We start from the raw sequence: 26,495 nt of genomic DNA, 5'->3' as shown, positions 1-26,495 counted from the left end.
CTCAAATTACGAGGTTGCTTTATAACCAACCAAAAATAAAGAGGGTGACTTTCGCCACCCTACTCACTATTTTTATTCAGCTTTTTCTTTGGCTGCGGTAACAGCGATAGCCAACTCTTGCAGCGAAGCTGGGTTCGCTAGGCTTGGAGCATCTGTTAGCAGACACGCTGCAGCGGTCGTTTTAGGGAAGGCGATCACATCACGAATATTCTCGGTCCCACACAACAACATCACAAGACGGTCAAGGCCAAAGGCAAGACCTGCATGCGGTGGCGTACCGAATTTCAGTGCGTCTAAAAGGAAACCAAATTTCAGTTTTTGCTCAGCTTCATCGATACCAAGGATATCGAAAACGGTTGATTGCATTTCTGCATTGTGAATACGTACCGAACCGCCGCCAACTTCATAACCGTTTAGAACCATGTCATAAGCATTAGAGTTAGCAACCGCAGGGTTAGCTTTCAGCTCTTCAGCCGTTAGATTCAATGGCGATGTGAACGGGTGGTGCATAGCATGTAGGTTGCCTTCGTCATCTTCCTCAAACATTGGGAAGTCAACAACCCATAACGGTGCCCATGCTTTGTCATTGGTGATCTCTAGGTCTTTACCTAACTTCAAACGTAATGCACCCATTGCTTCAGAAACAACGTTTGCCTTGTCCGCGCCAAATAAAATGATGTCGCCAGACTCTGCTTGTGTGCGATCTAAAATACCGTTTACCACATCCTCAGAAAGGAATTTCGCGACTGGAGATTGAACACCTTCCATACCTGCAGCGCGGTCGTTGACCTTCATCCATGCCAAACCTTTCGCACCATAAATACCAACAAACTCAGCATAACTATCAATTTGCTTACGAGTCAATGCAGCACCACCAGGAACACGGATAACCGCTACGCGGCCTTTTTCATCATTTGCAGGGCCTGAGAATACTTTAAAATCAACATCTTTAACTAGGTCTGCAACATCGACAAGCTCTAATGGGTTACGTAGATCCGGTTTGTCGCTACCAAAACGACGCATCGCTTCGCTATACGGCATCACAGGGAAATCACCTAAGTCTACATTTAGTAGCTCAAGCCACATGTTACGAACCATTTTTTCCGTCACTTCACGCACTTGATCGGCGCTCATAAATGACGTTTCAATATCGATTTGAGTAAATTCTGGTTGGCGATCAGCACGTAAATCTTCGTCACGGAAGCATTTTACGATTTGGTAGTAACGGTCAAAACCAGACATCATCAGCAATTGCTTAAACAACTGAGGAGATTGTGGCAATGCATAGAAGCTGCCTTTGTGAACACGACTTGGCACTAAGTAATCACGCGCACCTTCTGGTGTCGCTTTGGTAAGCACAGGTGTTTCAATATCAAGGAAGCCATTTTCATCTAAGAAACGACGAACGAAGCTTGATGCTCTAGCACGCAGTTTAATGCGATCACTCATTTCTGGACGACGTAGGTCAAGATAGCGATATTTTAAACGCTGCTCTTCAGAGTTCTTTTGGTTGAAATCGAGAGGCAGTACATCTGAACGGTTAATGATTTCAAGACCCGTTGCTAGAATTTCAACTTCACCCGTTGCCATATCTTTATTGATTTGGCTTTCAGGACGAGCGCGAACCTCACCAGTCAACTTAATGCAGAACTCATTACGCAGTTGGTTGGCAACTTCAAATACATCGGCCATATCCGGATCAACCACCACCTGAACGATGCCTTCACGATCTCGCATATCAACAAAGATAAGACCGCCTAAATCACGACGGCGATTAACCCAGCCGCACAACTCTACAGTTTGTCCTGCGAGGGACTTGTTCAGGTGACCACAATAATGGCTACGCATAATGAATTTCCCAATCTCTAATTAATTATCAATTCTAAGCTACTGAGCTTCAATGTCTCGGCAGCGCAAAGTTCCATTTATACGCTGAAAGATGCGCAAAATCGACCTTCCAGAATACAATTTGTTGTGTTTTATCAAGCGTTGCTGCTTTTTAGGCCAATAATCAACCAAAATAGCCATACAACCGAAAAATTGGAGCTGATTATAGCGTTAAAATATCCAAATCATCAAAACTCTCGTAGAGTAATTCTTTTAAAAGTGAATAAAAGGTAGTTATGGCAGATTTACCACTACAACTGGGGCTCACTCTTTGGTCACACCCTAGATGGCAAAGCGGATTCTATGGTTCTGGCACCCAAGCTGCACAACGGCTAGAAAAGTATGCCAGCGTATTTCATACCGTCGAACTTTACCCCTTGGATGGCTAAGTTGCCACAATGGATTGCACAAGGTAAGCAGCCTTACTTAATGATACATACGCCAGATAATGTCGAAGCTCCGCAGCTTGCCTTAAAGCTCTACCAACAACTTCAACAGCAGATTACGCTGCCCAAATTGGCTTCATTTCCTGCACAGAAAGATAACCACCAAATCACGATGTTTTGAAGTTACTGCTTGAGATTAATGACAGACGCATGGTTTTCTCATAAAATACGCGCCTTTTTTGGGGTATTAGAATAACCATTGCCCTTTTGCTAGCCGCCGTGAGGTAAACCCATGAGCCATAAAGACATCATCTTTTCTGCTCCGATCGATAAAATTGGTGATTTCACGTTTGATGAACGTGTTGCTGAAGTATTCCCAGACATGATCCAACGCTCTGTGCCGGGGTACAGCAACATAATCTCTGCCATTGGGATGCTAGCTGAACGTTTTGTAAAACCTCATTCGACGATCTACGATCTGGGTTGTTCGTTAGGCGCTGCAACACTCTCAATGCGTCGCCATATCAAGCAAGAAGGTTGCAAAATTATTGCGGTTGATAATTCTCCTGCAATGGTTGAACGCTGCAAACTGCACATCAACGCCTACCGTTCTGACATGCCAGTGGAGGTGATCGAAGCCGATATTCGAGAAATTGAAATCAGCGATGCCTCTGTTGTTGTGCTCAATTTCACTCTACAATTTTTGTCACCTGAAGATCGTTTGGCGCTGCTTGAAAAAATCTACGCGGGCCTTCGCCCCGGTGGCATACTGATTTTATCTGAGAAATATGTGTTTGAAGACGAAACGGCTCATGAACTTTTGATAGATTTACACCATGATTTTAAGCGTGCTAATGGTTATAGCGAACTTGAAATCAGTCAAAAACGCAGTGCGATTGAAAATGTGATGCGTCCTGACTCTATCACCGCTCACAAAACACGCTTTGAGAAAATTGGTTTCTCAAGCTTCGAAGTATGGTTTCAGTGCTTCAATTTTGGCTCAATGTTCGCTATTAAATAGCTTAATGTTTACCCCATTCTCTCTAACGGTATGAGTATCCATCTCTACACCGTCTTTAGGGCTTTTACCCAACGCTAGGAATACCTTGTACAATGTTTAACTTTGCCAATTTTTATCAACTGATCGCCCAAGATACTCGTCTTCAACCTTGGCTGAACATTTTGCCACAGCAATTGACGGACTGGCAAAACGCTGAACATGGTGACTTTGACCGCTGGGTACGAGCGCTCAACAAGATCCCTGCGGGAATACCCGATAATATTGATCTGAAAGATTCAGTCACTCTATCGAATAGTTCACCCCTTGAAATTGGTGAGCAAAAAAAACTGGAAAGCTTACTTAAGACTTTTCACCCATGGCGTAAAGGACCATACACTCTGCATGATATCCATATTGATACAGAGTGGCGCTCTGATTGGAAGTGGGATCGCGTATTGCCGCACATTTCACCACTTAATAATCGCTCCGTTTTGGATGTCGGCTGTGGCAACGGTTATCACATGTGGCGCATGCTTGGCGAAGGTGCTCGTTTATGCGTGGGTATTGACCCATCTCACCTTTTCTTGGTGCAGTTTGAGGCGGTGCGAAAGTTACTGGGCGACGATCAACGAGCACATTTACTGCCGTTAGGGATAGAGCAATTGCCTGAGCTCAATGCGTTCGATACGGTATTTAGCATGGGCGTGCTTTACCATCGACGTTCACCATTAGATCATCTTATTCAATTAAAAAACCAATTGGTCTCTGGCGGAGAGTTGATCCTTGAAACCTTGGTTATTGAAGGTGACGAAAATGCGGTTTTGGTTCCCGTTGACCGCTATGCACAGATGCGTAACGTCTACTTCTTCCCTTCCGCTAAAGCGCTTAAAATGTGGCTAGAAAAATGTGGATTTGAAGATGTTCGTATCGTCGATGAAAATGTCACCTCGGTGGGTGAGCAGCGAACCACACAGTGGATGACACATAATTCACTGCCGGATTATCTTGACCCTAACGATCCAACAAAAACAGTTGAAGGTTACCCTGCGCCAAGGCGTGCCATTCTTGTCGCTAAAAAGCCATAATTGACACAGTTTTAACGCTTTGTGGTATGTATAACACTAACCTTGCCTAAGGGTGCTTCACGCATCCTTTTTTATGGGCTAAACTTGGGTTTACAAGCACTTATCCACCAAACAAAATAAGGTCGCAAATGTTTAAGCGAATAGCACCCGTTACTGCGATTGCTTTACTGTCAGGCTGCGCACTGACCAATGGCGAACAATACCATCAAGCTACCCTAGCAGCGATTCAAACGTCTGAATCTAACCTCAACAATACGATGAGCAATCTGGAACTTCAGTTAAATAACCAGAACGATTATATTGAGAACCTCGAGGAACAAATCTCGAAACTCGACCAAAAAATAGCGAAGATAAAAACCCTCAGCGCGCCAACTCAGCCAAATAATTCAGTATCCGTTTCACAAAAATCAGCACCGAATCTCAAAACTCAGTCAATTCAAAAGTCTCGCTTTGACGTAGTGCTGGGTGAGGTTGAAAAAGTCACCATTGACTCGATAAATCAATCTTTCGATGCTCGTGTCGATACGGGAGCAGCAACGTCATCACTCAATGCTATTGATATTGAAGAATTTGAACGCAACGGCAAAAACTGGGTTCGCTTTCACCTTTCAGACGGAGTCAAACCCACCAATGATAGTAATTGGATCGAGTCCCCTATTATTCGTTTCGTGAAAATTCGTCAGTCAACTAATAGTGAAACTGAGCGTCGTGCGGTGGTGGAGCTATGGGTAAAACTAGGCAGCATTCACGAAAAGGCACAATTCACTTTAGCTGATCGCTCTCAAATGAGTCATCCTATTTTGCTAGGTCGTGAATTTATTCGAGATATCGCGTTGGTCGATGTCAGTCGCCAATACATCCACTCGGAAACTAAATAAACCTAGGGTAACTTATGACATCACGAGTTCCATTTTACCTATCAGTATTCTTATTGATAGCGGCAGGCATCACACTCAGTGTATTTCGCCATCAGACCTATGGGGTGCCATGGACACCCGGAGAAACTCGCCAAGTTTGGGATATTGAAGCTAGAGTCGAATTCACCGCCATGGATAAAGAGGCGAAAGTTTCGTTAGCTGTACCTCATACACAGGACGGCTATACCTTAATTAATGAGTCCTCATCATCCCCGGGTTACGGCGTATCCTACATTACAACTGACACAGGCCGACGCGCAGAATGGTCGATTCGTAAAGCTGAAGGTCCACAAACTATTTATTACAAAGCTCAATTTTTGGTGGATCCACAAGCTGATAGCGACTCAATTCCTCCTACGGATGAAGCGGTGGTTAAACCGACCTTTAATGGTCCAGAAGAAGCCGCAGCGCTAGCCTTAATTGAGCAAGCAAACCGACGTTCGGCAGACGACATCACTTTCACCAGAGAATTAATCAAAGCACTCAACGATACTGATAGCCAAAACTCATCATTACTTTTGAATACAATGACCAAAGTTGAGGCGACGGAAAAATTGCTTTCTTATGCTCAGGTTCCAAACAAAGTCGTTGGTGTTATTACTTTGGAGGATGGTCGTCGACGCCAAATGATTCAACACATGAATCAAATATGGAATGGAAAGCAGTGGTTGTTATTTAACCCTGAAACAGGGACTCAACCTACCCATCCAAACCTATTGGTTTGGGACGAGTCGAACGTATCTCTACTTGATGTCATCGGCGGTCAAAATAGCCAAGTTCACTTCACAATGCTGTCGCAAGAAGTGTCATCACAAACGGCAACCAATAACAAAATTGAAGCCGACAAGCTTTTAAACTTCTCCATTCACAGCTTGCCCCTTGAAGAGCAAGCGATGTTTAAAACCATCATGCTGATCCCCATTGGTGCGCTTATTGTTGTCTTTTTACGCGTAATCATTGGTTTGAAAACATCTGGTACCTTTATGCCAGTATTGATCGCCGTTTCTTTTGTCCAAACTCAGCTATTAACCGGTATCGTCGGTTTCTTGTTGATTGTCGGAACTGGTTTAATCATTCGCAGCTATTTATCGAAATTGAACTTGCTGTTAGTGGCCAGGATTTCAGCCGTAATCATTACGGTTATTATGATCATTTCCGTCTTTACGGTAGTGGCCTTTAAGATCGGTTTAACTGAAGGTTTATCCATTACCTTCTTCCCGATGATCATTCTTTCTTGGACAATCGAACGTATGTCGATTCTATGGGAAGAAGAAGGAGCAAAAGAGGTTCTTTTACAAGGCGGAGGCTCCCTTTTCACTTCGGTATTAATCTACCTCGGTATGACTAACTCATACGTGCAGCATTTAACATTTAACTTTATCGGATTGCAACTTATCGTGTTGGCCGCTATTTTGCTACTAGGGACTTACACAGGATACCGCTTAAGTGAACTTCGTCGCTTTAAACCACTAGCCGAGGACTAAAGGATGTTTTCACTATCAGAATACACCTCACCGCTTAAGTTACGCCGTAAAGGCATTATGGGTATGAATAAACGTAACCACAGCTATATTGGTCGATACAATGATCGCTCAAAATATCCACTGGTTGACGATAAACTGCAAACCAAATTGATTGCTGAACGAGCGGGATGTACCGTACCTAAGTTGATTGGTGTGATCAGCAATCAAGCCGATGTAAAACGTATCCATAATATGGTCAAAGGCTGGCCGGGTTTTGTTATAAAACCGGCACGAGGCAGTGGCGGCAAAGGGATTTTAGTAATCACCTCACATAAAGATGGCGTTTATACCAAACCATCGGGTACAAGTATCAATGAAGAAGATGTTGAGCGTCATATTAGTAATGCCTTAGCCGGTCTGTTTTCTTTGGGTGGCAAGAACGATGTAGCGGTTGTCGAAAACTTGATTAAGTTTGATGACTGCTTTGATGGCTTTAGCTACGAAGGTGTTCCTGATGTTCGCATCATCGTATTTAAAGGCTATCCCGTAATGGCAATGATGCGCCTATCGACTTCGGCTTCAGATGGTAAAGCAAACTTGCACCAAGGTGCTGTTGGGGTTGGTATCGATATCGCCTCTGGCAAAGCTGTACGCGCTGTACAATTTAACTTACCTATTACTGAACATCCCGATACCGGAAAAGAGCTAGCAACATTGCAAGTACCTCATTGGAGAAAACTACTCACACTTGCATCCAGTGCATGGGAAATGACAGGCCTTGGTTATATGGGGACAGATATGGTGTTGGATAAAGAAGAAGGGCCTATGGTTCTAGAGCTCAATGCACGCCCAGGTCTTGCGATACAAATTGCAAATGGTGCCGGCCTACTTCCACGCTTACAACATATTGAAGGTTTGGGCTCACCTCTTATTTACCCAAGTGCCGAAGAGCGTGTGATTTATGCAGCCAAACATTTTGGTACTGGAGAGTTGGTCAACTAATGCTCAAGCACTTCGTGCATGATGACATTTACATAAGCACTCATGGATTGATGGTTTAACTGAAAAATTATGGGTAGTAATGTGCGTCTTTCACATTACCACCCATTTTCATAAATAAGCCTACAGTAGTGGAGTGTTATTGGACCACATTGCCACTTTCAATGACTGTTTTACGCACTTTATCGGCAAATGTTAACGCTTCCTGACGAATCTCGTCTTCGTTAACCGTCAATACTTCTCTATCTTTCATCAATAGCTTACCATCAACAATGGAGTGCTTAACATTGGTCGCGTACGCAGAATAAACTAAGGCAGAATAAGGGTTATATACAGGCACCATATTCGGCGCTTTAGTATCAATGACGATAATATCGGCCTGTTTACCGACTTCAAGCGAACCAATTTTATCTTCCATGTGTAGAGCTCGCGCCGCACCTATTGTTGCCATCTCAACCACTTTAATTGGCGGCATTGCTGCGCGATCTTTATTCGCTAGTTTATGCACTTTCGCCACTTGGTTCAGTTCATCCATTGTACTTAATGTGTTGCCTGACATCGGTCCATCGGTCCCTAGCCCGATACGTAATCCATCATCAAACATTTTTAGTGCAGGTGATACCCCTTTCGCAGATTTGATATTGGCACTCATGTTGTGGGCAATACCTACATCATGTTTCTTCAGCAGTTCAATATCACTGTCTGAGACATTAATAACATGCGCCCCCACTAAGTTAGGGGTTAATGCTCCAATATCAGCCATATAGGCCACAGGGCTTTTGCCACCACTACGCTCAGCAATCACTTGGTCTTCGCGATCAGACTCAGCAAGATGAATCAGAACGGGCACTTGATGTTTGAGCGATAACTGAGTGATTTTCTGTAAGATTTCAGTGGTATTGGTATACGGTGCATGCGGAGCAAAGGCAGGCGTAATTCGTAGGTGATCTTTATATTGTTCAATAAAGTTAAGTGCATATTGAATGCCCTCTTCGGCATTACGCGCATCAGCTACGGGGAATTGGATGACCGTCTGCCCTAACACCGCTCGCATACCAATTTTATCGACCGTTTTAGCCACTTCATCCTCAAAGTAATACATATCAGCATAGGTAGTCACACCACCTTTGAGCATTTCTACATTACCTAGCTGAGCACCAATACGCACCATATCAGGTGACACTAGTTTTTCTTCGAGTGGGAAGATATATCGATGCAAACGATCCGGCACATCGTCTGCAAGAGAGCGAAACACCGTCATCGAGACATGAGTATGTGTATTGATTAGACCGGGCATTACGATATCACCCTCGGCATCAATGATTTTCAGTGCTTTATATTGGTCAATATCGCGACCATCGGTAACAGCAACTATTTGATTTTCCTTAACAGCAACCAACCCGCTTGGATAAACTTTCTTATCGTTATCCATCGTCAATACCATTGCATTGGTAATGAGTAAATCAACATTTTCTGCTGCTATAGCAAAAGAGCCAATCAAAGAAGTCGCCGCTATCGATGTCACTAATAAGGTTTTCTTAAACATTACAACCACCTGATGTATCAATAATTGCATCAATAATACGTGAGGAAATACGCTAAATAATTGGGTTTACGTACAAAAGTTAAAAAACGTGACGCTGATTCACAATAAATCATATTGTCATAATTTCTCACAAGTATTATCGAACCAGTTATACCCCACAGTAAAAACCCCAATGTATAGGCATACATTGGGGTTTAATGATTAACAATTTCTACCGCTGTAAGTTACAGCATTTCAGCCATCTGTTGCGCTTCTGACTTAGATTTTTCCGTTTGCCCAAACCCACGTAAACCCACTACATGTACGTGCTCATGATCTTTAAACACTTTACGTATTAATTTGTAGGTTGTGCCTTTTTCTGGGCTGATATTTTCTGGCGCGGCTATCAACAATTGCATGTCTAAGCGGTCACACAGTTCAAACAAGGTCGAAATAGACTTAGTATCCAAACGGGCAGCTTCATCTAAGAACAATAAACGACAAGGTATAATGTCTTTACTACGTAGACGTCGTGATTCTTCTTCCCAACTTTGGACAACCATCAGTAAAATCGACTGGCCAGTACCTATCGCTTCACCAGTTGAAAGTGCACCTGATTCCGCTTGCAACCAACCGTCAGATCCACGATTAACTTCAACACTAAGCTCTAAGTAATTACGATAATCTAACAGTTCTTCACCCAATACTTGTGGTGAACGTTGCCCCATATCAATGTGTGGATTGACACGTTGGAACAATTTAGCCATCGCTTCCGAGAAGGTATAACGCGCACTTTCAAACAGATCTTTGTGCTGATTTTGCTGCTCGGCTAAACCTGCTAGTAAAATTTCATGACTCTCACGCACTTTGACGTTGAGGCGAACTCCATTCACTTGACCAAAGTTAATGTTCGATAACCCTTGGTTCAACATGCGAATACGGTTTTGTTCACGTTGGATAGTTTTCTTAATAATACTCGCCACGGATTCAGAGCTGATTGCCAATCGGTTTTCACGCTGAGTCAGCTCTTCCGTTAAGCGGGCAAGCTCCACTTCCATCTCTTCAATCGCTTCGACAGGATCATCCGTTCGGATGATATCTTGGCGGATACGTTCACGTAGATGTTGGTAGACCGCAATATAGAACAAGACTTTACGCTCTGGGTGCGCGTTATCTTCAGACAAGCGAAGGGCATCACGTAAATCTTCATTATTCGCCACGGCTAAACGCAGTGCACCTAATGATTTATCAGACATAGAACGCAGATCGTCGGCTGATAAATAGGCTAGCTCGCGCTTATGTAAGCGACGCTCTACATCATTTTCACGCGTTAAACGCTGTACACTGCACCACCCTGCTTTTGCATTGACCACAAAAGTACGTAGGTCTTGGTACTCTTTTTGTACTTTCTTTAAACGCTTAACTAACGCTTTCATCTCAAGATCGGTTGAGGTAATAGTGCGCTCGTATTCGCTCTTACGTGAACGAGAACTATGCAAACGTTCTTGTAATTCATCGCGGCGACGTTGTGCGCGCTCTTGCGCACCTTCATCAGCATGTACACCGAACTCTTGCAGCTCTTGTTTGAACTCTTGAACCGTTTCAAGCTTGGCTTGATGTGAACTTTTTAACGAAGCCAATACTTGATTATATTGGTTCATTTGGCTTTGCGATTGTTTTAGCTCATCACGAGTTCGAGTTCGGGCATTTTCAGCATCAACCAGCTTAGCTTTAAGCTGCTCACTCAATTCACTGCTCTTGCTAAGAAGGTCAACAGAATCTGAGTAACTAAAGTAATGACGACGCTCAACCACATCTGATAATGCAAAAATCTGCACTTTTAACGTTTGCAGCGCTTGATCCGCTTGTTGATATTGAACGGTCAGTTCTTCAAACTGTTCAGGATCAGTATCTAAAGCAGAAGTAATGTTTTCTAGCTCAGCTATCGTTTTGCGGTGAGCACTTAAAAATGCTTTGGCGGCAGACAAATGGCTGATCTTTTCTTCCAATTCATCAAAACGCGCTTGCAGGGCGTCATCTTCAATCAGCAACATACTTGGAGCAAGTTTATCAAGCAAAGTTAACGCTTGTTTACTGTACTGCAGTTGGCTACGTTGCTGCTGCTCTTTTACTTCTAAGTCAGCCAAAACACGGGCTACTTGATTTCGTTGTTCACGCGCGATTTGTAGTGCTTGCTCAGGGTCGGCATTGAAGGCTACCTGAATATGTTTCGCTACAAAGTCATTAAAGCTTTGGTAAAGACGTTGCAGTTTTTGTGAATCAAACGCTGCTTTTGCATGCGCTTCTAGTACATCTTCGCGCTCGTTACGCAGCAACTCCAAACGCTGATCTCGCGCTGCTCGACCAAATAATGGGATTTCAGGGAAGCGAGAATAACGCATCTGGCGCTCATTTAGCTGAACACAAACCGCACCTTCCAATTCATCGGCATTAAATGAGCTGTCATCAAATGCATCAATATCGCCTTCTATGATGTAAAGATCTTCTGGGCAATCATCTAACTCAATCAACTTCTCTTTGATGCCAGAAAGATCAGACACAACAATCGCGTGCCGAGCCGGGCCATACATTGCACTGAAATACGGCGCGTCGCTGAGGGTGATATCATCGTAAATTTCCGAAAGTAAAACCCCACCTAAAGAATCAGCCAACCCTTTTAAACGTGGGTCGTTTGAACCACCTGGTGATGCTAACCTTTCGATTTCACTATCTAGTTGAGCTCGACGCTCAGCCAGTTTATCTTTGGCAATAGACTGTACTTTTTCGAGCTCAAGCACTTGCTGCATGTGTGCCATAACCGACTGGCTATCTTTTAACTCGGCACCGCTTTGTTCACGCAATGTTTCAAGCGCATCGTTTGCTGCAATCCACGTTGGTGCAATCGACTCTAAACGTTGAATTTCAGCCTGTTTGTCTTGCTCTAAACGGCGCTGTTCACTACGCTGTTCACGAAGTTCTTCTTGAGCATATTCTAATGACTCGATCAACGCAGCGTGGCGTTCGTGCTCTTGTTCCAGCATTTGCTCATCAAGTAATTCAACTTGGTGCTGCTTTTGGTAACCGGCTACGAGCTCACGCGCTGTTTGCTGTTGATTCAAGCGACGCTCTAAGTCTCGTTGCTGCGCATACCATTGCTGTTCATTTTGGCAAATCTGTTCGGCATCATGTGCTTGCTGGATAACCAACTTTGCTTGTGCAGCCGCATCACCACGTGGAATAACACCAACAATACCTTGCACCAATTTCAACGCATGATCAAACTGCTCAACGGCTGCGGAAGACATATCCAACTTATGCTTTAATGCAAGCAAGGTCGTGGTATTGCTATCTTGCTGCTGCTTAAGTTCATTCACCAATGCGGATGCGTTGTCTGGTGTTAAATTGTCATCGCCTAAAAGCTGCATAGCTTTATCTAATGCCTGAACGGCTTGTTGGTATTGCAGCGCACGAGTTTGTTGCACATCCAACGCTTGTTGGTAATCAGCAAGCTGGCTTTTCAAGCTATCCACTTCATCTTCAGAAATGGTGGCTTGTTCTTCGGCCATTAAAACGCGCTCCCGCGCTTCCTCTACCACCATCATCTGTTCTTCAAGACGAATACTGAGCTCTTCTAAATCTTCTTGGTAGCGCTCAATTTTTTCTTGCTGACGCAGTGCATTTTGCACCAGTTGTAAGTGATCAGAAGCCGCTTGGTAGTCTTGCTCTAACGCGGATTCTTGTTCAACCAATAACTCTAACTCTTCCTGTACGCGATTGAGCAGATTGTTTTGTTCAATCAAAGTATGACGCGAACCAAACAGTTCACTGCGTAACTCTAAAGTTTGCTCTAGTTTCTTGTGGCGTTCGTTAGCGTGACGCATATAGTCAGCCGCCACGTAATTGGTTGATTCTGTAATTAAATGCTTGAAGAGATCACGATCAGCTTGCGTGGTTTTGATGGCTTCCAACGTCATGCGGTTTTCACGTAAAGCCGATTCCATATCTTGGAATGCTTTTTTAACGCCGCCGTTTTGTGGCAATAGGTAGTCACGTAATGAGCGAGTAATTGCACTCGAAATACCACCGTACAATGACGCTTCAATCAAACGGTAGAATTTTGAACGGTCGCTACTGTTACGCAGTTTTTTCGGCACAACACCGAATTCAAACATCTGTGCATGGTAGTCAACAATTGAATTGAACGCTTTAAAATGCGCCCCTTCAATTTTTGCCACAATATCTTTAACTTCGTTGATTTGACGCACGCGCGCATGGTTGTCGGAAACATTTTCGATTAGCACATCGGTCGGTTTGATATGGCTCGGTAAACCTTGAATAACAAAAGGTTTGATATCAACTTTTTTATCACGACCCGCCACTTGTTGCAGTTTCACCGCAAACAAAAGGCGCTGCTTGCGCGAGTTGACAACATCTAACGCCGCATAACAAGCTCCGGCTTGCAGCTTACCGTATAAACCTTTATCACGAGAAGCTTGTGAGCTACCGGCTTCGGTTGTGTTTCTGAAGTGGAGCAAACTTTGGTCTGGAATTAACGTAGTAATAAAGGCTGCCATGGTAGTTGATTTACCCGCACCGTTACCGCCAGATAATGTGGTAACCAACCCATCAATATCAAAAGTACGAGCAAAGAAGCCGTTCCAATTGATCATGGTTAGTGATTGATACTTACCTCGTTCAATCATTCTTCACCTTCCCACTCTGTTTGCTCGTTAACATCTTGTTCTTCTATTTCTTGTTCGTTATCTAATAAGCTACGTTGGTTTGGTTCTTGAGTGTGCATCACAGCTTCACCATCACGAATCAAACGCAATTGTGCTTCACGCATGTCATCACCAACCCGCACGTCAGCACCAAAGCGGAATACCGCTTCGCTGATACGGAATTTATTGGTATCACCTAAATTGATAATCATGCCTAAACGTCGCAAGCGACGCAGTGATGTACGCACTTTTTCAAACAGCTTTTCTTTGTCTAAGTCAGAGCCGCTTGCTCGGTTAGTCACGAGCTTCATTAGCTTTTTCTCATCAGCAAGTGATAGCAGCTCTTCATACAATTCTTGATTGGTGAATATGCCTTCATGCGCTAAACGCTCTGGGCTCAAATAAAGGAAGCACAGTACTTTTCCGACGAGCATATCTAACTCAGATAACACACTTCGGTTAATCAATGCCGTTGAACGAGGACGCAAATAAAAGAAACCTTCTGGCGCTTTTACTAATTCAGTATTATAACGTTGATAAAACAATGCTAAATCAAGCTCAAAATCCGATAGGAATGCGTGATTATCTAAATCGTCACTAGAAACATGGCGACCGGCACGAAGCTGGCTATCTAATGCGGGGAAAAGGGGATTCGTAATTGCTTTTGCCAAGTTTTCTGGCATGTATTCATTAATATCTGTTGATAACATTTGCTTGTACCTTTGCGCCAAAATCGTTGATCGCTTGCCAGTCGGGTTGAATCGCTCGGTAATCGTGTTCTGAGTAACCGAGTCGTACCGCTTGGTCGACAACAATTCTTGCTAAATCAAAATGATGAGTATGAGGATGAGCGGCTAGGTAATCTCTCAACACCAAACCTAGGTCTATCGGCATGCCTTGGTCTTTATGACCTTTTAACATCTGGCCGATACGCTCTGAAAGCTGATCATTGACCTGTTTGAATTCTTCATATTCCACTTCAAGCGGCACTTGCCCCATCACTTCATCGTCTCTTAAGACCAAAGCTTCATCACGAAGGTCCGTCAAACGTTCAGCATCAGCATAAGTAAGATGCCAAGGCGTATCAAAATAGTCATTCACTGATTGACGTAAGCGCTGGCTGAATGCTCGGTTTTGATCCATATCTATCGCGGTACGGATAAATTTATGTACGTGCCGGTCATAACCAATCCACAGGTCAATAGCCTGCTGACCCCAACTTGTAATGCGGTCAAGCTTCATCTGCAAACCAAATAAGGTTTCTTCAATAAACTCAAGTTCAGAAGATCCATAAACGATTTCTTGAATATCGAGGATCTGCGTTTGAAGCTCGTCTCCCGCGGCTTGCAATGTATCTTGCAGTTCACGCAATGTGGAGGAGGTTTCAGAAAGTAATGACTCACAATTGTTGATCGCTTCACGCCAATCTTTGTTCAAGAGCTCGGCTATCTGCTGCTTAACGGACTGCTGCTGCTCATCCATTACTCGTTGGTTAAGGTCAATTCGATCAAATATTTCACCGACGGAATACTTCAACACCCCGTATACATTCTTTTTCCAGTGTCCAGGTGTGCCGCCTTTTTGTGCCGCTTCTATGGCTTTTGCCATTTCATCCGCCACCATGGAGAGCTGGATGGAGAGTTTCAGTTTCGAAAATTCGCGGTGGCGAACATAATAATCGGTGATACCAATCGCCAGTGGCGATAAACGGTAGATGCTGACACCTTCGGTTACTTCACTGGTAAATCGGCTCACCAATCGCTGCTTAACCAGTTCATTGATCGCGTTATTAGCACGAAAAGCCGAAGCTTCACCTGTCTCTTCAAACATACGAGTGACGATGGAGAACGCGTCATGTAACTCCCCCTCACCTAATTCTTCATCAAACCTTTCATTGCTCAGTACTGCGATAGCGATAAGGAACGCAAGCCGCTCTGTCGTCAGGTTCAATGAGAAATCGTGCTGCTTTACCCAGCTAACCAATTCATCGATTGGTTGCTCTGCAGCGCTTTGAGTTATCTCACTCATTGTTATTCCTGCTCTATTTTTTTCTGCGCCCACACATGAATGTATCGACCTAGTGAGAGGTACGGCTCTTGTCTACACAATTGTTTTTCTAGTGCCAGTACGTCTTCATATTGGTATTCGCCCATACTTGCTACGTTTCCGATGTAGTCACTGAATGAACGAATTCCCGATTTACCACAAATCTCAAACCCCGCATCTTCGATCCATTGATAGACGTCTTCGGGCCTTAAACCTTTTTGTGGTTGTAGTTTAAATCTTTTGCGATGTGGCATCCCATTCAGCACATGAGGAATATTACCGCACACCACATTTTTATATACCAAACCATGATGGTTGTAGAACATCACAGAAGCCATTCCACCGGGCTTGACTTGTTCTAACAAGTTTTGCAATGCTATTTTCGGTTCTGCTAACCATTCCATCACAGCGTGAAACATCACCATATCAACGGGAGCGGTTAAATGTTCTTGTATTGACTGTACAGATGAATGAATCAGCTGATACTGCTCAAGCAAGCCATTTTTTGCAATATCCTGCTCAGCTAACAACAACATTTCCGAAGATAGATCACATAATGTAATTTGATGTCCTAGCTTGGCTAACTTTTGGGACATTTGTGCCAGTCCACCACCCGCATCCAAAATGTGTAAGGGTTGTGAGTTGGTGCCAAACATGGCGATTAATTGCTCGATATCTTCCCAAACAATGACTTGGCGTATCTCACCTTTGTCAGAGCCATATATGTTTTTTGCAAATTTGTGGGCAATATCGTCGAAATTCCGGTCTTCAGTCACAGTCGCTTGGGGTATGATAACGAATCGTGCTGCTATTCTGTCATAGGAATGGCAGGAATAAAGAGGCTTCATGCCTTTTTATATTCAAGTGGTGTTTTTTCGGACTATTTTGTTTATGTTTGAGCTGAAAAAAATTATTTCCTCATTATTAATGCCTCTCCCGGCGATGCTTATCCTCGGTTTTGTAGGTTTAATGCTTATTATGTTCACAGCCAAACGTAAAACTGGCTGTATGATTGTCTTGCTATCTTTGACAACTCTCTTCCTGATCTCTTTCCAACCTTTTGCTACTCGCATGCTGATGCCGTTAGAAAGACAGTATTCTGCCTTCCTTCCTAGTGAAGGAGCGATTGATTATGTCATGGTACTTGGTAGTGGGCATGTGGTTGACGATCAAATTCCCCCCACGTCTGAACTCAGCCGAACCGCACTGATGCGCCTTAGTGAAGGCATTCGAGTAATGCGCATGTATCCCGGTTCAAAATTAATCTTGTCTGGTTACTCTGGCGGCTCCGAATTTAGTCACGCTCGCATGTTAGCAACCGTAGCGCTCGCACTCGGAGTGAGTAAATCCGATATCATTTTGCTTGAAACCGCGAAAGATACATGGGAAGAAGCAAGACAAGCAGCTGCCTTTGTTCAACAGCGTAAGTTAGTACTCGTTACTTCAGCGAGCCATATGCAACGCGCATTAAACGAATTTAACTCGGCAGGGCTCGCTCCTATTCCCGCGCCAACCAATTATCTAGCGCAAAACAATATCGCTCAGGCTTGGGAAAAATACACACCTCAAGCTCGCTACTTAGAACAAACGGAGCGCTATTGGTATGAGACCTTGGGGCTATTGTGGCAAAACCTACGTGATTGGGCATCCGGCTACGAGGAAACGGCTTTAGAAAACGCTCCACAACAAGAAAGCAATTTGTAAGATACATAAAAAACCGAAGTCTCTGCTTCGGTTTTTTATTTTCTGGCATCTCAAATAACCCAACGAGATACGTGTTTTATCGAAAATAAACGACTAATCTCCGGCAAACATATACCCTTCCCCATGCACCGTCACAAAAATTTGTGGGTTTTTAGGGTCAAATTCCATCTTCGCTCTCATCCGTCTAATCAAGACATCAATCGTACGATCATTAGGCGCATCAACACGATGGCTGATCATATTCAAAATACGTTCTCGGCTCAGTACTTGGTTAGGATAAGAAGATAATGCAACCAACAACTCATACTCAGCTTTTGTCAATTTTACCGGTTCACCACTTCGACTAAGTGCACGGCGTTGAATATCAAATGACCATTCACCAAATCGAACGAGATTACTATTTTGAGAAGTATCGCCAACAGTCAATTGGTTATTGGCTGCTGATATTCGCCATAAAAGGTTTTTTACACGAACTAACAGTTCACGTAATTCAAATGGTTTGGTGACATAGTCATCAGCCCCCATTTCGAGACCAACAATTTTATCGATGCTATCCGTGCGACCTGTAACCAGGATGATTCCAATATCAGATTGACTACGTAGTTCACGCGTTAACATCAAACCATCCTCTCCCGGAAGGTTGATATCTAACATAATCAAATCAATAACGCTGTTCTGAAGCACCTCTCGCATTTGAGTACCGTTCTCCGCCTCTGTAACGTTATAACCTTCATTTTGAAAGTATCCGGCCAGTTTACTGCGAGTTACTGCGTCATCTTCAACAACTAATACGTGATAGCTCATGTACACCACTTATTTATATGGAAATGCCTAAGCCTCAGTATGAGACTATGTACAAATTTATTCTATTCATAAATCATCATAATTCTATCAATAGCAGACTAAAAATAAAGAAAGATGCTGGTTTATTGATTCAAAACAACCTTCCAAGACGGCATTAATTAAATAACAATTTCTGTCATATTTTTTCATTTATATAGTGATAGCTATTCATTTTTATTCGCTAAACTTAGCAGAGTAATTATTTTTGGAGCAAGACGATGCAAGAAACTAAAGCCTTTAATGAAAAGCGTGCCGAGATTTACTGGTGGCTTTCTAGCTTATTTGTCAAAGAGTTAACTGAGCAGGAACTAGAACAATACCATACTCAGGCCATTCGCTCGTTTCTTACTGGTTTAGGTGACAACCAAACCCTTAAACCTGCAATTGACAAACTAGTCGATGCATTAAATCGACTCATGGATAGAGAAGATGCTCAACTAGAGCTTGCCGCCGATTTCTGTGATATTTTTCTAAAATCAAATAAAGATTCTGCTCTGCCATATGCCTCTATTTATATTGGTCAATCAGGTCTTCTCAATGCTGAACCAGCAAAAGCGATGACCGAATTAATGGCATCGCATAACATTGCGGTAAGCACAGCGCTGAATGAACCAGCTGATCACATTGCTATTGAGTTAGACTTTCTGGGGAATTTGATCATTCGATCCAATGAGCTAGAGCAGGAAAAACATTTAGATCAAGCCTTTGTCAAACAGTATGAGTTTATCCAACAGCATATCCTCTCATGGGTGCCTCAGTTTAACCTTCGATGCCAACAAATTGATCAGTTCGGGTTCTATAGCGCATTAACCGAGCTGCTAATGGCATTTCTTCAATTGGACTGCAAGTATTTGTCTAACGATTAGCGCGTCTTTACATAGATACTCAATAAATCAGTCAAATGTGACAATTGACTGATTTATTAAGTGGATTTTTCATTGCCTGATTGACGTTTGCAGACTAAAATCTTGACTGAAAACGATAAAAATTATTTTTAAGATGCAAACCGCTGTTTCCGGCGGTTTTTGTGTTTTTACTACTTTTAGGCTTCAATCTTAACAAGGTAATATGCCTAACTCTGCTGAATGGTAAGCTGATTCAACCGTTCTGCAATTATCGACAGGAACGAACTTATGGCTACGATTAAAGACGTTGCTCGCCTCGCTGGCGTATCAACCACCACGGTATCGCACGTGATTAACAAAACTCGCTTTGTTGCTGAAGCTACACAAGAAAAAGTGATGGAAGCAGTAGCGGAACTCAACTATGCGCCAAGTGCTGTGGCTCGTAGCTTGAAATGTAATACCACCCGCACGATCGGTATGTTGGTTACCCAATCCACTAACTTGTTTTTCTCCGAAGTTATTGATGGCGTGGAAAGCTACTGCTATCGCCAAGGCTATACACTCATTTTGTGTAACACGGGTGGTATCTATGAGAAACAACGTGATTATATTCGCATGCTAGCGGAAAAACGTGTTGATGGTATGTTAGTCATGTGTTCAGACCTCACTGAAGAGCTTCTGGAAATGCTCGATCGCCATGCCGATATCCCTAAGGTGATAATGGACTGGGGCCCAGAAAGCTCTCAAGCTGATAAAATCATCGATAATTCTGAAGAAGGTGGTTATCTAGCGACCAAATATCTTATCGATCATGGTCACACTGAAATTGCATGTCTAAGTGGTCACTTCGAAAAGGCAGCCTGCCAAGAGCGAATTCAAGGCTTCAAACGCGCACTTGCAGAAGCGAACCTAACTGTGAATGAAAACTGGATACTGGAAGGTAATTTCGAGTGTGATACTGCTGTATTAGCCGCAGATAAAATCGCAGCAATGGATAAACGTCCAACAGCTGTATTCTGTTTTAACGATACAATGGCTTTAGGTTTAATGAGTCGCCTACAACAAAAAGGTATCCGTGTCCCTGATGACATGTCAGTGATTGGCTATGACAACATTGAACTCGCTGAATACTTTTCACCACCGCTAACCACCATCCACCAGCCTAAGCGCCGTGTGGGAAAAAATGCATTTGAAATTTTGTTAGAACGCATTAAAGACAAAGAGCATGATAGACGTATTTTTGAAATGCACCCAGAGATTGTTGAACGTAAGACAGTTAAAAATATAAAAAAATAAATCAAATTTTTGCTCATTAATCGTCCGAAAGTCAAAACTGCCCATATTCTTAAAATTAGGATTATATTTGACTTTCAATCACGAAACTTTTGAGATAGGCATCACATATAAGAGATACAGATGTGATATTTGTCCAATGTTTTATTTATTCTAGTTCTTAGAAGTCACGCACAGGGCAAACCATTTGAAAGAATGGGACGCAAAGCCTCCGGCCTAAACCACGACATTGGTAGGTAGCGGGGTTGCCGATGGCAATGATACTAGCACTAAGTTTACTCCTTACTGACACACTTTCTGCATAGAGTTGCTAACCTCTCGGACCTGATTTTGGTGGCGTATTACCTATACACCGAGAATTTACAACATGGATAAACCAGTACTTAAAGATTCAATACGACTATTCGAACAGTTTGGACAAATAAAATCTCGTTCAATGTTTGGCGGTTTCGGTATTTTCGTCGATAACACTATGTTTGCTTTGGTCGTAAACGATAAACTTCACATTCGCGCTGATGATGTGTCGACAAAACGCTTTGTACAGCAGGGCTATGAGCCTTATGTATATAAAAAGCGCGGCTTTCCTGTCATCACTAAATATTTTGCATTACCCGATAATTGCTGGGACAACCCGCAACAAATCTTGAGAGACGCATCTGTCGCACTTGAAATTGCCAAGCAAGAACGTGAAGTTCAAGCTCAGGCAAAGCCAGACCGCTTGAAAGATCTGCCCAATTTGCGTCTTGCAACGGAAAGAATGCTCAAAAAAGCAGGTATTGAATCGGTTAATGATTTACAAGCGAAAGGTGCTTTAGAAGCGTACAAAGCCATTCAGCAAACCCACTCTTCGACTGTCAGTTTAGAATTGCTTTGGGCTTTAGAAGGCGCGATTGAAGGAAAACACTGGTCTGTTATTTCGCAATCTCGTCGTGATGAACTCACCAATAATCTATAAACGTTAACCACAACCTTTCAAAAAGCGTTCGCTCTTCATTGCGGGCGCTTTTTTATTCTTTTTTGAAATAAAAGTTCGACTTTCCATGTCCTATTCACTATATCTAGTGTAAAAACGCGGTGAGAAAAAGCATGAATAAAAAAATTGTCTTGGGTCTAATCCTATTAATTACCATCATTCTACTAGCGATGAATTTTGGCCAGTATCTAACCTTAGAAAACGCCAAAGCACAGCAATTACTGCTCAATGAGCATATTGCACAAAACTTTGTGAGCGCAGCAGCACTCTATTTCTCGCTCTATATTTTAGTCACGGCATTTTCGATCCCCGGAGCAGCAGTGGTCACTTTATTGGGCGCCGCGCTATTCGGCTTTTGGACTAGTCTACTTTTAGTCTCCTTTGCCAGTACTATCGGGGCAACCCTAGCCTTTTTAAGCAGCCGATTTTTACTGCGTGAATGGGTGCAAGACAAATTTGGCTCAAAACTGAAAGCGATAAACCAAGGTGTGGAAAGTGATGGCGCTTTCTATCTATTTTCTCTGCGCTTGATACCTGTCTTTCCATTTTTCTTGATCAATTTGTTAATGGGCTTAACACCACTTTCCACCGTTCGCTTTTATTTAGTTAGCCAGTTGGGGATGTTGCCAGGCACTGCTGTCTATTTGAATGCAGGCACACAGTTATCTGAAATAGATAGTCTCTCTGGTATTATTTCACCGTCCGTCTTGCTTTCATTTGCACTGCTTGGATTGTTTCCCATGATAGCGAAATGGGGTCTATCTAAATTCAACAATGTGACCAAAACGACTTAGAGCCAATCAACATGAAGATATTCGTCTCGAACTTATTATTAGAAGCACATATCGTCAGTCATCTCTTGCAGCAAGAAAAAATTCAGTGTGAAGTCAGGGGAGAAGGCCTGTTTGGTTTACAAGGTGAATTGCCTTTTGGAGAAGAAACTAACCCTTATGTATGGCTACTCGATGCTCATAAAGAACGTGAAGCTCTTGCAGTTATAGAAACTTACCGCGATAACCATGAACAAAATGTATCCAACTGGTACTGCCAAAAATGCGGAGAAGAGAACGAACCGCAGTTTTCTGCCTGCTGGCATTGTAATTCAGTTCAGTAGCTCCCAATTGGCTGTCTAGTATCGAAATTAGCGAGACATATTCCGTTTAATAAATTCAATAGAGTGTCGATTAAACATCTCCGGCTGTTCAACATTACAAACATGTCCACAATTGGGTATTTCTAACAGAATGCTCTTTTTGTGGTGTGCCACCATGTCTTTGACGGGTTTAATGAACATATAGTCTCTCTCGCCCATCAGATAAAGAGTCGGAATTGGTAGTTCTTTCTCTTTAAAGTACTTCATTAAAGGGTTAACTTCCGAAGTCAGCATAAACCAACGTTTAAACTCTTTTTGGCACAGTTTTCTTGCTTCTCGTATAAATAAATGTCGAGACTCTTTTTGAGTACGCTGTGGCATAACAATATAAGCGAACAATCGATATAGCCACATATAAGGAATGATATGCTTACTTAAATTGCCTACCTTAACTAGCACCTGCGAACGAACGTCAAAACGCGTCACCGCACCACCTAACACCATCGTTCTAACACGACTAGACGCTAATTCAGCAAGGTTTCTGACAATAATTGTTCCTAGTGACATACCAACAAAATGGGCAGATTGGATTTTCAGATGATCCAACACTTTGAGAATATCTTGTGTAACTGATTTAAAAGTATAGCGATTGGCCATTAACTCTTTAAGTAGCTGATTGGATTTGCCGTGACCACGGAGGTCAATTAACAATAAATTAAAATGTTCTCTGTATGCTTTTATCTGCTTAAACCAAATAGATGAGCTTCCCCCTGCCCCATGGACAAAGACAACCCATTCATCACTGGTCGGATGATGGTAAGTTTTATGGAAAAGTAAACTCTGAGACATATTGAGATATTTGTTCGCAATCAATGAGTATTAAGACTACCACAAAATACCAATACTATTGGTAGCAGGATGTAAAATTATGTTTGGTTTATCTGCTCTAGAGCATAAAACAAAGGCGCCGAAGCGCCTTTTCATTTGTTATTAACTAAATACCGCGTCTTGATACATTTTGATGTATTCTTTCGCTGAATCTTGCCAACTAAAATCTTGTCGCATAGCGCGTTGCTGTACTTCTAACATTTTATCTGGATGCTGAAGATAAAATAGCATCGCCCGCTGCATAGTAATCAGCAAAGCTTCAGCAGACGGTTCATGGAAACCAAACCCCGTAGCTTCATCAGGGTACTTATCGTAATCACGAACCGTATCTTTCAGGCCACCGACTTCACGCACAATAGGCAACGTGCCGTAAGCCATGCTATAGATCTGATTCAAGCCACACGCCTCAAATTCTGACGGCATAAGAAAGAAATCTGCACCGGCTTCAACCAAATGCGCGAAGCGGTTGCTATAAGCTTCAACAAAGGCAAATTTATGTGGATACAATGAAGCGATTTTCTGCAAACGAGTGGCAACTTCAGGTTCACCCGTCCCAACAATAATCACTTGAACATCATTACGTAAAAACTGCTCTAGGATGGGTAGAATGTAATGAAACCCTTTTTGGTGAGTTAAACGACAAACCATACCAAACAGCGGTAATGAACGTTTAGGTAATTGCAGCTCTTCTTGCAGTATCTGTTTGCTTGCTAATTTACCCGCATGCAGCGATTCCGCCTCATCTGAATAGACAAGAGGAAGATATTCATCCTTTTGTGGATTCCATTCACTGTAATCACAGCCATTGACAATGCCGTGAAGATCCCTTGCTCTTTGTACAAAATCATCAACCAGTCCATGAGAGCCCAAAGGTGTTAGCAATTCAGATGCATAATTAGGACTAACTGCATTAATTTTATCGGCAAAGGCAATACCTGCACGCAGCATGCTAACGTGATCATGCCCATATTGCAGAAACTCCATACCAGATAAATTTAATTCAGGAATAATTTCTAATTGATGATAAGAGAAGATCCCCTTGAAGATAGCATTATGCACCGTCAAGACACTCCTCATCTCAGAAAAGTATGGGTCGTGTTGATAACGAGTTCTAAGCAAGAAAGGAACTAATCCTGTATGCCAATCATTAGCGTGAATAACTTGCGGTTTTTTGCCTAATTTCGGCAACACATCCAGACTCGCTGCTGAAAAAAAGCCAAAACGTTCACCGTTATCTGAATAGGCTTGGTTATTCTCACCATACATTTCTGGACGGTCAAAATAATGTGGGCAGTCGATCAAGTAGACTGGTACACCATCAAGCTGCATTTCACGCACTCGATATTGGGTGTGAGGCCAATGAGTAAGCTCAGTCTCTAACACAACTGGAGCTTCATTTAGCCCCGGTATAGAGCGATAAGCAGGTAGCGCAACGGCTACCTGATAACCTAGCTCTTGAAGGGCTTTAGGCAGCGCCTTGGCGACATCCGCCAAACCACCACTTTTAATCAATCCCTGTGCTTCTGAAACGGTAAACCAAACCTCGATTTTTTCCCTTTTAGAATCCAACTTTCGTTCCTTTTGCAATAACAACGATCCCCTCATCTGACACGTGGAAGCGCTGTCTATCAAGCTCTAGATCTTCACCAATGATTGTGCCTGGTGCAATCTCAACATTTTTATCAATAATTGTGCGTTTAATACTACAGCCTTCACCGATTTTGACATCACCTAAAATCACTGACTCACTAATTAAAGTATTTGCGGCAATATTACTGCGATAGCCTAGCACTGATTTGTATATCTTTGCACCTTGAATATAGCTACCACCAGAGATCAAGCTATCTGTAATTTGTACTTTACGATCATGTGAATCTACAAAGGTTGCTGGCGGTAATGGCGGATAATAAGTGTGCAATGGCCAACTACGGTTATAGAGTGAGAAATCGGCATCGTGCTCAAGTAAGTCCATATGAGCAGACCAGTAAGCATCAATCGTACCCACATCGCGCCAATAAGTGGCTTCTTTTTCACCCTTGATTACATTCGTAGAAAAATCATAGACATAAACCCCACCTTCAGGGAAGAGTTTAGGAATAATATCTTTACCGAAATCATGACTAGATTCTTTATTCTCAGCGTCTAAGCGTAACTCTTCGCATAATGTGTTTGCATCAAAAATATAGTTACCCATAGAAACAAGAGCAAGATCAGGGTGTCCAGGGATAGACTTAGGATTACTAGGCTTTTCTTCAAAGCCGATCATTTTGCCATGCTCATCAACTTCAATAACACCAAATTGAGAAGCCTCAGAGAGTGGCATTCTTAAAGCCGATACAGTCAATTTCGCATCAACGCGCTTGTGGAAGTCAAGCATCTGACGTATATCCATTTTATAAATATGGTCAGAACCGAAGATACACACTTGATCAGGTGCTGATAGCTCAATAAAACTAATATTTTGGTAGATAGCATCTGCCGTCCCCTCGTACCAACGCTTACCATCACGCATCTGTGCTGGAATCGAGTCAATAAAGCGGTCCGTGATACTCGTCAAATTCCATCCTTTCTTCATATGTAGATAAAGAGACTGTGATTTGAACTGTGTCAATACATAAATACGCATAAGATCTGCGTTAACAAAGTTGTTAAGTGCAAAGTCGATTAAGCGATAGCTACCACCAAATGGAACCGCAGGTTTACTACGAGATGCAGTCAAGGGCATCAAGCGAGAGCCTTCACCACCCGCAAGGATCATACCTAAAACACCAGCCATAATAATTCTCCATATTTTTTCATTTTTATATTCGCATTCCATACTTATTAG

20 protein-coding genes, 3 pseudogenes and 1 riboswitch are annotated in these 26,495 nt (G+C 42.7%); of the genes and pseudogenes, 13 read left to right on the top strand and 10 right to left on the bottom strand.

Features of this window, described 5'->3' with window-relative positions; all coding sequences use genetic code 11:
- Positions 1-72: 72 nt before the first annotated feature.
- On the bottom strand, positions 73-1,848 hold the full coding sequence (aspS, locus tag AACW06_RS04100; RefSeq protein WP_192074102.1) for an aspartate--tRNA ligase: 1,776 nt from the start codon (positions 1,846-1,848) through the stop codon (positions 73-75).
- A gap of 408 nt (positions 1,849-2,256) precedes the next feature.
- Between aspS and AACW06_RS20940 the strand changes: the two are divergent.
- The 7 genes and pseudogenes from AACW06_RS20940 to AACW06_RS04070 all read left to right on the top strand — a co-directional run.
- Positions 2,257-2,454: pseudogene (locus AACW06_RS20940) on the top strand (DUF72 domain-containing protein); the annotation flags it as partial.
- Positions 2,455-2,565: 111 nt separating this feature from the next.
- On the top strand, positions 2,566-3,294 hold the full coding sequence (cmoA, locus tag AACW06_RS04090) for a carboxy-S-adenosyl-L-methionine synthase CmoA (RefSeq protein WP_192074101.1): 729 nt from the start codon (positions 2,566-2,568) through the stop codon (positions 3,292-3,294).
- Between the two features lie 92 nt (positions 3,295-3,386).
- Positions 3,387-4,358, top strand: coding sequence for a tRNA 5-methoxyuridine(34)/uridine 5-oxyacetic acid(34) synthase CmoB (cmoB, locus tag AACW06_RS04085; RefSeq protein WP_053309964.1), 972 nt, complete (start codon positions 3,387-3,389; stop codon positions 4,356-4,358).
- A gap of 128 nt (positions 4,359-4,486) precedes the next feature.
- A pseudogene (locus tag AACW06_RS20935) lies at positions 4,487-4,691 on the top strand (ATP-dependent Zn protease); the annotation flags it as partial.
- Between the two features lie 107 nt (positions 4,692-4,798).
- A pseudogene (locus AACW06_RS20930) lies at positions 4,799-5,236 on the top strand (ATP-dependent zinc protease family protein); the annotation flags it as partial.
- 14 nt (positions 5,237-5,250) lie between these two features.
- Complete coding sequence (locus AACW06_RS04075) at positions 5,251-6,759, top strand: inactive transglutaminase family protein (protein WP_176245648.1); 1,509 nt, start codon at positions 5,251-5,253, stop codon at positions 6,757-6,759.
- Positions 6,760-6,762: 3 nt separating this feature from the next.
- Complete coding sequence (locus AACW06_RS04070; RefSeq protein ID WP_192074099.1) at positions 6,763-7,740, top strand: alpha-L-glutamate ligase-like protein; 978 nt, start codon at positions 6,763-6,765, stop codon at positions 7,738-7,740.
- A gap of 136 nt (positions 7,741-7,876) precedes the next feature.
- On the opposite strand, the gene AACW06_RS04065 is transcribed toward AACW06_RS04070, so the two are convergent.
- The 5 genes from AACW06_RS04065 to cmoM all read right to left on the bottom strand — a co-directional run bounded on the left by AACW06_RS04065 (position 7,877) and on the right by cmoM (position 16,805).
- Entirely contained in the window at positions 7,877-9,283 is a 1,407-nt protein-coding gene (locus AACW06_RS04065) for an amidohydrolase (RefSeq protein WP_192074098.1), read from the bottom strand.
- 224 nt (positions 9,284-9,507) lie between these two features.
- Positions 9,508-13,965, bottom strand: a complete 4,458-nt coding sequence (gene mukB / locus AACW06_RS04060) for a chromosome partition protein MukB (protein WP_192074097.1) — start codon at positions 13,963-13,965, stop codon at positions 9,508-9,510.
- On the bottom strand, positions 13,962-14,693 hold the full coding sequence (mukE, locus tag AACW06_RS04055) for a chromosome partition protein MukE (RefSeq protein ID WP_192074096.1): 732 nt from the start codon (positions 14,691-14,693) through the stop codon (positions 13,962-13,964). Before mukE ends, mukB begins: the two co-directional genes overlap by 4 nt.
- Positions 14,674-16,011, bottom strand: coding sequence for a chromosome partition protein MukF (mukF, locus tag AACW06_RS04050; protein WP_053309971.1), 1,338 nt, complete (start codon positions 16,009-16,011; stop codon positions 14,674-14,676). Before mukF ends, mukE begins: the two co-directional genes overlap by 20 nt.
- A 2-nt stretch (positions 16,012-16,013) precedes the next feature.
- A complete protein-coding gene (gene cmoM, locus AACW06_RS04045; RefSeq protein WP_192074145.1) occupies positions 16,014-16,805 on the bottom strand; it encodes a tRNA uridine 5-oxyacetic acid(34) methyltransferase CmoM in 792 nt (263 codons plus the stop codon).
- A 115-nt stretch (positions 16,806-16,920) separates the two neighbouring features.
- Here cmoM and elyC point away from each other — a divergent pair, with 115 nt between their 5' ends.
- On the top strand, positions 16,921-17,733 hold the full coding sequence (elyC, locus tag AACW06_RS04040) for an envelope biogenesis factor ElyC (protein ID WP_192074144.1): 813 nt from the start codon (positions 16,921-16,923) through the stop codon (positions 17,731-17,733).
- 93 nt (positions 17,734-17,826) lie between these two features.
- Here the strand turns inward: elyC and torR are convergent, their stop codons facing one another.
- Positions 17,827-18,537: a two-component system response regulator TorR gene (gene torR / locus AACW06_RS04035; protein WP_192074095.1), complete on the bottom strand. Its 711-nt coding sequence runs from the start codon at positions 18,535-18,537 to the stop codon at positions 17,827-17,829.
- Positions 18,538-18,794: 257 nt separating this feature from the next.
- On the opposite strand from torR, the gene torD reads away from it, so the two are divergent.
- The 5 genes from torD to AACW06_RS04010 all read left to right on the top strand — a co-directional run bounded on the left by torD (position 18,795) and on the right by AACW06_RS04010 (position 22,801).
- Entirely contained in the window at positions 18,795-19,442 is a 648-nt protein-coding gene (gene torD, locus AACW06_RS04030) for a molecular chaperone TorD (RefSeq protein ID WP_192074094.1), read from the top strand.
- Positions 19,443-19,709: 267 nt separating this feature from the next.
- Positions 19,710-20,717, top strand: coding sequence for an HTH-type transcriptional repressor PurR (gene purR / locus AACW06_RS04025; protein WP_192074093.1), 1,008 nt, complete (start codon positions 19,710-19,712; stop codon positions 20,715-20,717).
- A gap of 164 nt (positions 20,718-20,881) precedes the next feature.
- Positions 20,882-20,967: riboswitch (cyclic di-GMP riboswitch) on the top strand.
- Positions 20,968-21,081: 114 nt separating this feature from the next.
- Positions 21,082-21,669, top strand: coding sequence for a TfoX/Sxy family DNA transformation protein (locus AACW06_RS04020; protein WP_192074092.1), 588 nt, complete (start codon positions 21,082-21,084; stop codon positions 21,667-21,669).
- A gap of 131 nt (positions 21,670-21,800) precedes the next feature.
- Positions 21,801-22,481: a TVP38/TMEM64 family protein gene (locus AACW06_RS04015; protein WP_192074091.1), complete on the top strand. Its 681-nt coding sequence runs from the start codon at positions 21,801-21,803 to the stop codon at positions 22,479-22,481.
- Positions 22,482-22,492: 11 nt separating this feature from the next.
- Positions 22,493-22,801: a putative signal transducing protein gene (locus AACW06_RS04010; protein WP_192074090.1), complete on the top strand. Its 309-nt coding sequence runs from the start codon at positions 22,493-22,495 to the stop codon at positions 22,799-22,801.
- Between the two features lie 27 nt (positions 22,802-22,828).
- Here AACW06_RS04010 and AACW06_RS04005 read toward each other — a convergent pair whose 3' ends face one another.
- The 3 genes from AACW06_RS04005 to glgC form a co-directional block, all read right to left on the bottom strand.
- A complete protein-coding gene (locus AACW06_RS04005) occupies positions 22,829-23,629 on the bottom strand; it encodes an alpha/beta fold hydrolase (protein WP_192074089.1) in 801 nt (266 codons plus the stop codon).
- A gap of 141 nt (positions 23,630-23,770) precedes the next feature.
- The gene (gene glgA / locus AACW06_RS04000; RefSeq protein ID WP_238336629.1) at positions 23,771-25,237 is read right to left on the bottom strand and encodes a glycogen synthase GlgA; all 1,467 of its coding nucleotides are present in this window, start codon (positions 25,235-25,237) and stop codon (positions 23,771-23,773) included.
- Positions 25,227-26,486, bottom strand: coding sequence for a glucose-1-phosphate adenylyltransferase (glgC, locus tag AACW06_RS03995; RefSeq protein ID WP_080996319.1), 1,260 nt, complete (start codon positions 26,484-26,486; stop codon positions 25,227-25,229). The genes glgA and glgC overlap by 11 nt, the downstream gene beginning before the upstream one ends.
- Positions 26,487-26,495 lie beyond the last annotated feature (9 nt).

The sequence above is a fragment of the Vibrio sp. S12_S33 genome (assembly GCF_963889785.1).
GTDB lineage: Bacteria > Pseudomonadota > Gammaproteobacteria > Enterobacterales > Vibrionaceae > Vibrio > Vibrio aestuarianus.
The sequence above is the reverse complement of the archived record's forward strand: the minus strand, read 5'-3'. Positions and strand labels throughout refer to the sequence as shown.

What these genes read in the sequence shown, in the direction of transcription:
- AACW06_RS04010 (WP_192074090.1), top strand. Translation starts at nt 22,493, where the DNA reads ATGAAGATATTCGTCTCGAACTTATTATTAGAAGCACATATCGTCAGT.
- AACW06_RS04020 (WP_192074092.1), top strand. Translation starts at nt 21,082, where the DNA reads ATGGATAAACCAGTACTTAAAGATTCAATACGACTATTCGAACAGTTT.
- AACW06_RS04005 (WP_192074089.1), bottom strand. Translation starts at nt 23,629, where the DNA reads ATGTCTCAGAGTTTACTTTTCCATAAAACTTACCATCATCCGACCAGT.
- mukB (WP_192074097.1), bottom strand. Translation starts at nt 13,965, where the DNA reads ATGATTGAACGAGGTAAGTATCAATCACTAACCATGATCAATTGGAAC.
- torR (WP_192074095.1), bottom strand. Translation starts at nt 18,537, where the DNA reads ATGAGCTATCACGTATTAGTTGTTGAAGATGACGCAGTAACTCGCAGT.
- elyC (WP_192074144.1), top strand. Translation starts at nt 16,921, where the DNA reads ATGTTTGAGCTGAAAAAAATTATTTCCTCATTATTAATGCCTCTCCCG.
- aspS (WP_192074102.1), bottom strand. Translation starts at nt 1,848, where the DNA reads ATGCGTAGCCATTATTGTGGTCACCTGAACAAGTCCCTCGCAGGACAA.
- mukF (WP_053309971.1), bottom strand. Translation starts at nt 16,011, where the DNA reads ATGAGTGAGATAACTCAAAGCGCTGCAGAGCAACCAATCGATGAATTG.
- torD (WP_192074094.1), top strand. Translation starts at nt 18,795, where the DNA reads ATGCAAGAAACTAAAGCCTTTAATGAAAAGCGTGCCGAGATTTACTGG.
- AACW06_RS04070 (WP_192074099.1), top strand. Translation starts at nt 6,763, where the DNA reads ATGTTTTCACTATCAGAATACACCTCACCGCTTAAGTTACGCCGTAAA.
- glgC (WP_080996319.1), bottom strand. Translation starts at nt 26,486, where the DNA reads ATGGAATGCGAATATAAAAATGAAAAAATATGGAGAATTATTATGGCT.
- AACW06_RS04065 (WP_192074098.1), bottom strand. Translation starts at nt 9,283, where the DNA reads ATGTTTAAGAAAACCTTATTAGTGACATCGATAGCGGCGACTTCTTTG.
- AACW06_RS04015 (WP_192074091.1), top strand. Translation starts at nt 21,801, where the DNA reads ATGAATAAAAAAATTGTCTTGGGTCTAATCCTATTAATTACCATCATT.
- cmoB (WP_053309964.1), top strand. Translation starts at nt 3,387, where the DNA reads ATGTTTAACTTTGCCAATTTTTATCAACTGATCGCCCAAGATACTCGT.
- mukE (WP_192074096.1), bottom strand. Translation starts at nt 14,693, where the DNA reads ATGTTATCAACAGATATTAATGAATACATGCCAGAAAACTTGGCAAAA.
- AACW06_RS04075 (WP_176245648.1), top strand. Translation starts at nt 5,251, where the DNA reads ATGACATCACGAGTTCCATTTTACCTATCAGTATTCTTATTGATAGCG.
- purR (WP_192074093.1), top strand. Translation starts at nt 19,710, where the DNA reads ATGGCTACGATTAAAGACGTTGCTCGCCTCGCTGGCGTATCAACCACC.
- cmoA (WP_192074101.1), top strand. Translation starts at nt 2,566, where the DNA reads ATGAGCCATAAAGACATCATCTTTTCTGCTCCGATCGATAAAATTGGT.